Source organism: Streptomyces sp. NPDC002265 (genome assembly GCF_040296125.1).
In the GTDB taxonomy this organism is placed as follows: domain Bacteria; phylum Actinomycetota; class Actinomycetes; order Streptomycetales; family Streptomycetaceae; genus Streptomyces.
In genome coordinates, this window is record NZ_JBEOWS010000452.1 from 1 (window position 1) to 6,555 (window position 6,555).

Sequence of the window (6,555 nt, forward strand, 5' to 3'; positions counted from 1 at the left end):
CACGCATCGGGCCGGCTCGGCCCGATGCCGGGCCGGGCCGGGCCGCTACAGCGCTCCAGGTCTGCGCCCGTGCGCAACAAGGTCACCACGAAACGCAGTTCTGTGGCGACCGGCTGCTGCCGCGCCGCCACCGTGACCGGGCCGACCACAGCCGTCTGACTTCGACCGCCGGCCTGACCATTGCAGGTCTCGGCGTTGGTCGAGCAATCGCCGAGCGCGAGGGCGCCGTCATACGCGCCTGATGACGAGCACGGCTACGTCGTCGAGGTGGTCCACCGCGACCGCGGCGTCGAGAAGCCGGTCGGCGATCGCTTCTGCGTTCAGTCCGTCCTGGAGGGCTTGGGCGGCCAGGACTCCGGCCCGCTCCAGGCCGACGTCCAGCGTCAGGCCCGGCCCTTCGACCACACCGTCGGTGACCATGATCAGCGCGGTGCCCTCGTCGAGCGTGAAGGTCTCTTCGAGGTAGTCGGTGCCCGAGAGGACTCCCAGTACCGGGCCTCCCGGCAGCTCGCGGACGGTACTGCTGCCGTCGTCGCGCACGCAGAGCAGGGGCACGTGGCCTGCACTGGCGCCGGTGACCTGTCCTTCACGGGGGCCGATGTACAGCATGGTGCAGCTGGCGAATCGTTCCGCGTTCATCGTGACCAGCAGTTCGTTGGTACGCGTAAGCACGGTTGCCGGCTCCGGTTCGTGCGGAGCAATGGCGCGGATGGAGGTACGTACCTGGCCCATGAAGGCGGCCGCGTCCACGTCATGCCCTTGGCTGTCGCCGATCTCCAGGGCGATCGCGCCACCGGGCATCACGAACGCGTCGTACCAGTCTCCCCCGATGTCCAGGCCGTCTCGGCTGGGCTGGTAGCGGGCGGCGACCTCCAGGCCCGGGAGGTGCTCGGGCAGCGTGGGCAGCATGTTCTGCTGGAGCGCTGCGGCCAGATCGACGCGGGCCTGCTGCAATCGGATCCGTCTGAGTGCCTGACCCGCCAAGTCGGCCAGCGTGCTCATGAGGGCCCGTTCGTCCGGCGGTGAGTGGTGCTCGCTGTCGTAGGTCACCGCCCAGGCGCCGAGTGGCTGGTCCCCGACCGGGCTGAGCGGGGCGATCGATATCGCGACGAAGGTGTCGAGCCATGGACAGACGGCTGTCTCTGGCCAGTCTCGCACGAGTTCTTCGCGGTTCGGGATGAAGTACGGCGTGCCGTTACGGATCGCGCAGGTCAGTGGCTGCCTTTCCTCGAGGGAGGTGCCTTCCATGGCGTCGGCCTGCTGCGGGTCGACCCTGGCGTCGGAGGAGGCGTGCAGCAGCCCTGTCTCGCTGTCGACGAGCGTCAGCACGGCGCCGGTACCGCTGAAGGTCGGGGCGACCCGTGTCAGGACGACCTGCCGGAGTTCCTGCTCGGTGGCGGCGGTGATCAGGGCGGCGGAGAAGGCCGCGATCTCGTCGGCGCGCTGTCGTTCGGCCCAGAGGGTGGCCTGAGCCTTCTGCCGGCCCGCCTCGAGCAGGGTGTCGTCGCGGATGACTCCGAAGACCTGCTCGGGCCCGCCGTAGCCGAGCTGGATCCGGCGGATCTGACAGGCGATGTAGTCCCATCCGCCGTTCTCGGTACGGAATCGCAGATTGGTCCACGAGGATTGCGCTGCGGTCGAACGCACGAGCCGTCTCAGGCGCTTGCGATCATCGGGGTGGACGCGCCGGACCACCCTGGACAAGGACACCGAGGCATGCGGGAACAGTGGGGTCAGGGCAGGTGCGCCGCCCAGCCAGTCGAGCCTGCGCCGACGGGGCGCGTACATCCACAGGCCGAGGTCTGCGACCGCGGCCGCCATCCGGAACGGGATCAGCAGACCACCCGGATCGTTGCGCGCATCCACCGAATGCACCCAGACCAGCCGCTCACGGCTGGTGGGATCCCTCACCGGCCTCGCCTCGATGAGGGTGACCACGGAGGCCGACCCGGGTCCCGGGAACTCCAGCACACGCATCGAGACCGTCTTCGTCGTGGCCCCGTGTATGAGCAGGCTCTCGGCCGAGGCTCGCTGGGTTTCGGGCAGCAGCCTGACGAAGTCGCAGCCGATGCAGTGTTCTGATGGCCGACCCAGCGTCGCGGCCATCGGGGCGTTGAGGGAGTGAATGGTGCCATCGAGCGTCAGAAGAGCCGATGGGGTGGCCCAGCGAAGGAATTCGTCCCAGGTGTCCATCTGCCGCTCCCGACAACCTTTGAGCGTCGGCTCAAACAATTGCTTTCCATCGTATTCCGGACTCTCCCCCCGAAAAGGAGCCCACCTCCCGCCTGATGCTGACCCGCTGTATTGACACTGTGACGGCTTGCGCTCACGCAGGTTCCCCGGCACCGCCACGGTCGCCTCCAGGCAGCCCTGTCGGTTGCTCTGCCCAGACCGTCTTACCCGCGGGCTCGTAACGAGTGCCCCACTGTTCCGCGATGCTCGCGATGATGAACAGCCCCCGGCCTGTCTCGTCGACGGTGCGGGCATGCTTCACCTGCGGGGCGCTGGTCGCGGCGTCTCTGACCTCGCTGGTCAGCATCCGCTCGAGGACAAGGCGCAGCCGCAGGGGTGGAGCGCCGTAGCGGATCGCGTTGCCGACCAGTTCGCTGACGATGAGTTCTGTGGTGAACGCCGTTTCCTCGTCGATGCCCCAAGCCTCCAGCTGACGGCGGACCTCAGCGCGGGCGATCGGCGCGGCCTCGGAATCCGCAGGCAGCGCACACGTCAGTACCCGGTCCCGAGGCAGTGCCTTCGTACGGACGAGCAACACCTGTGTCTCACCGGTCCGGCGACCGCCTGTGAGTGCCTGGGCGAAGTCCTCACGCAGGTCCGGCAGCGGCCTCGTGTCGGCACCGTCCAGGAGCGGGCGCAGGGCAGCGGACAGCGCGCGGACCTCGTCCACGACCGTGACCGTGCTCATGGCCAGCGTGCTTCCTTCAGGAAGTCTGACAGTGATCGCGGGGAACGGGGCGTTACCCGGTCCCGCTAGCTCGGGACCGGGAGGTACGGACAGGCCCGCAGAGGTGCCGTCGGGCAAGACCGCGACCGGCTCCGCCAGGCCGGCACGGGCCATGGTGCAGGTGAGATCGATCGGGTCATAGGTCGCGATCACGCAGCCGGCAGTGAGTGGCTCGCGGTGCAGCGGGTCCCTGGGAGGCAGCGTTGCCCGCGCGGCGACGAGACGGGCCGCAGTGTCGCTGAGGCGGGCCAGCAGCTCGTCGGGCTGCAGGTCCAGGGCGGCGAGCGTGTGGACGGCCGTGCGCAGCAGACCCATCGTGATCGCTGCGGCGATACCTTGCCCGGCCACGTCGCCGACGATCAGCGCGGTTCGGGCACCGGGCAGCGGTATCACATCGGACCACGCGCCGCCGCCCTCCGGGCCGGGAAGGTACAGCTCGGAAATCTCCACGGTGGCATGGCTGACCGGCCGGTGCGGAAGAAGTCTGCGCTGGACGGTTCGCGCGATGATCCACTCGCGCATGAACTGACGGGCGTTGTCGACGCAGAGCGCGGCATGTGTGCACACGGCCGATACCACGGCGACATCCTCGTGATCAAAGGCGTCCTCTTGCCCGCGACGGTAGAAACTGACCACGCCCAGGGCATGGCCCCGCAGAACCAGCGGCGCCACGATCAGGGAATGGGCGCCGGACCGCCTGATGACGTCGGCCCGGGCCGGGTCTGCGGCCAACCACGAGCTGCCCTCGTCGATCATGACGAGGTGCGGCCGCGGATCGGAAAGAATGTCCGAGAAAGGGGTGTCGGCCGACAGGGGTCCTACGACGCCGACCGGATGCCCGGCGATGAGGCCGTGGAATGCTGCACGGCGCAGTGGAGTGTCCGCGGACACGGGTACCAGGGGAGGATCCTCGCCGCGGACGACGTCTTCGATCACCTCGACCTCGGCCATGGAGGCGAAGCCGGGCACGACCGCCTCCACCAGCTCCCAGCAGACATCCATCACGTTCAGCCGGTGCCCCACTTTCGTGCGGACGTTCTCCAGGACGGCCAGCCGCTCCCGTGCGTTCTCCCGCTCGGTGACATCGACCATCCACGCCACCAGCCCGACCACATTGCCCTGCGAGTCCTCGACACGGAAGTAGGAGATGGAGTGTGCACTGGCCGTGGACGGGCCCGACGTCCTGCCGCACCGGACCATCCGGTTCACGACGGGTTCTCCGGTCTCCAGAACCCTTCGCGCCACGGCGGCTTCTTCCTCGGGCTCCGCGAGATCACAGACCTCGGTGAAGGGCCTGCCCAGGAGAGCACTCGCCGACATGTCCGGCGGACCGCCCGTGGCACTGCTCGTGCGGACCACACGCAGTTGGCAGTCGAGGATGTGCAGTCCTGCCGGGGAATGAGTGAACACGGCCTTCAGGATCGCCGCGTCCTGCGCCGGCATGGCGCCCCGCGTCGCGAACATCTGCCACACCACGGTCCCGCCTCGCAGTACCGGCTTGACCGCTACCCCGGCCTCATCGGCAAACCCCTCCCGATGCCACGCACCGTCGGCGGCTCGCAAACGCATCAGCGCGGTTACAGACTGACCGACGGCCTCCTCCGCGGGCCAACCGAACAGCGCCTCAGCCGGACACCTCCACTCGATCACCCGACCACGGTCGTCGATGACTGCGAGCACATCATCGCCGGGCATCCGACAACACCTCCACCCCCATCCTCACGCCGATGAGGTCGGCGCGCCTCCCCCAGGTCGGACGGGCTTGATCCGCTTCGTCGGACATCCGAGGCCAGGGCTTCTGCCCCGAGAGGATGTCCATCAGAGACAGCACAGGGAGGAACAAGCTCGCCCTCACCGGTCGTCCACGCCGGGTTCATGGCCGAGATCGTCGGGTTACGCGGACGCGGCGACCGCTCGGTCGGTCAGATCGGCCAGGACTTCGATCCGACCGAGAGCGCGGTGCCGACCGGGTGAAGCAGGCCGGAGTCCGCGCGGGCGAGCGGGATGGATCGACCCGCAGCGACGCGAGGAACTCGCCGCACTCCGGCGGGAGAGCCGCAGGCTGCGAGAGGACGTGGAGATACCCAAGCGGGCCACGGCTCTCGCCGCGAAGGAGACCTGGTGACGCGTTGGGTATGGACCCTCGCGGGTCCTACTGGACATCCCGCCGTCGAGGATCAAATGTCTTGCGCTGCTTCGCGACGAGGGCAGGCCGCACCTTCGGAATGCCTCGCGAGTGGGTGGAGATCCGGCTCACCGCTTGAGACTGGCCATGAGGTCGCGCATATCGCTGACCATGGCCGACTGGTAGGGGGACAGATCGGGGGTGGCCGGTCCCTCACCGATCACGTCGTCCTCTCCTTCATCCATGTATCGGGGGACGCCGGACAGACTCAGTGAGAGGACCGCTCCACCCTCTACGACCCGCAGCTCTGTGCTGCCAAGGCCTTGGGTGACCAGGTAAGCCTTGTCACCGAGACCAGGAACGGTCTTGACGCTGTCCTCGGGAACGACGCCGAGGGCGGTCACCCGTCGCTGCGCCTCGAATTCCGCCCTGGGGTCGGTGGTCTTGTGCAGAGTCACAGTGATGCCGACGGTGTAGTCCACGGCCCAGCCCGTCTTGAGTGTCCTGGGCTCAGGCAGAAGAGACACGAAGCAGTGGACCTGATCGAGGGCGGAATGCTTCAACACCGTAGACATCAACAGCCCTTCTGTGTACGACGCATGAAGATCCTTGGTCAAAGCTTTGATCATTCCGTGACTGGTCAACCACAAGATCCATCACAGAATCACGAGCGTGAGAGTCCCCAGATGCAAACGGTGATGTGATGCCCAACCGGCTTCTGTACCTTTGCTGGCGCTCAGAGCGTGATGAGCAACTGGTTGCTCACCAAGGCGTGGATGCATCCCTCCAGAGGCATACCCGCCACCTCTGCATCCCCGCCGGGCATCAGTGCGACCGCACCACGCCGACATCTACTTAAATAACCGCAGCAGCGCAAGCGACTCCGCGTCATGGGATGAGCCCTGCCTGCGCCGAGGCCCCGGCCGGAGTCCTGGACGGCACCCCGTAGGCGGACACGGCGGACTTGGGCCGGTCTGCGCCCGTGGTCGGCGACTCGACCGACCTGGGCAGCGTCTTCACATGGTCTCGGATGGCGGATCACGGCAAGGTAATAGGTCGCCGTGAACCGTCGCACGCAGGGCGGGAGTGCAGCCGGCCGTTGTTGCCTGCCTTCAGCGGGAGCCGTCCCACAAGACCGACGAGTCGAAGAACCGGGCCAAGGTCCATATCAGGGTCGCCCGTCGGCATGCCGGGGTGGCGGAGAAGTGCCGGGACTGGCACCACAGGGCATCCACACAGATCATCCGCGGCAACCGAGCGGTGCGCGTGGAGGTCCTCGCGGTGTCCGGCCTCGGCCGGACCCGGCTCGCCAGGTCCGTGCACGACGCGGGACGGTCCGCGTTCGGGAACATGCTGGAGTACAGGGCGGCTCTGCACGGCCGCACCTTCGCCACGGTGGACCGTGCCTTCCCGTCCTCTCGGGTCTGCCCGGCCTGCGGATTCAGTGACGGACCCAAGTCCCTGCACGTCC

At 67.8% G+C, this 6,555-nt stretch carries 5 protein-coding genes; 2 read left to right on the top strand and 3 right to left on the bottom strand.

The features are described from left to right. A partial coding sequence (locus ABT085_RS42210) for a hypothetical protein (protein WP_351621207.1) occupies positions 1-242 on the top strand: 242 nt, incomplete at its 5' end. Here ABT085_RS42210 and ABT085_RS42215 read toward each other — a convergent pair. The 3 genes from ABT085_RS42215 to ABT085_RS42225 all read right to left on the bottom strand — a co-directional run bounded on the left by ABT085_RS42215 (position 229) and on the right by ABT085_RS42225 (position 5,701). Continuing rightward, complete coding sequence (locus tag ABT085_RS42215) at positions 229-2,352, bottom strand: SpoIIE family protein phosphatase (RefSeq protein WP_351621195.1); 2,124 nt, start codon at positions 2,350-2,352, stop codon at positions 229-231. The two genes, ABT085_RS42210 and ABT085_RS42215, sit on opposite strands and share 14 nt — an antisense overlap. Beyond that, positions 2,327-4,423, bottom strand: a complete 2,097-nt coding sequence (locus tag ABT085_RS42220) for a SpoIIE family protein phosphatase (protein WP_351621198.1) — start codon at positions 4,421-4,423, stop codon at positions 2,327-2,329. The genes ABT085_RS42215 and ABT085_RS42220 overlap by 26 nt, the downstream gene beginning before the upstream one ends. A 789-nt stretch (positions 4,424-5,212) precedes the next feature. Then, on the bottom strand, positions 5,213-5,701 hold the full coding sequence (locus ABT085_RS42225) for a hypothetical protein (RefSeq protein ID WP_351621201.1): 489 nt from the start codon (positions 5,699-5,701) through the stop codon (positions 5,213-5,215). A gap of 469 nt (positions 5,702-6,170) precedes the next feature. Here ABT085_RS42225 and ABT085_RS42230 point away from each other — a divergent pair. Beyond that, positions 6,171-6,555, top strand: a 385-nt coding sequence (locus ABT085_RS42230) for a zinc ribbon domain-containing protein (RefSeq protein WP_351621204.1), incomplete at its 3' end; no start/stop codon positions are given.

Bases quoted from the DNA above. Each gene is read 5' to 3' on its own strand.
- ABT085_RS42220 (WP_351621198.1), bottom strand. From the start codon at position 4,423: ATGTTCGCGACGCGGGGCGCCATGCCGGCGCAGGACGCGGCGATCCTG.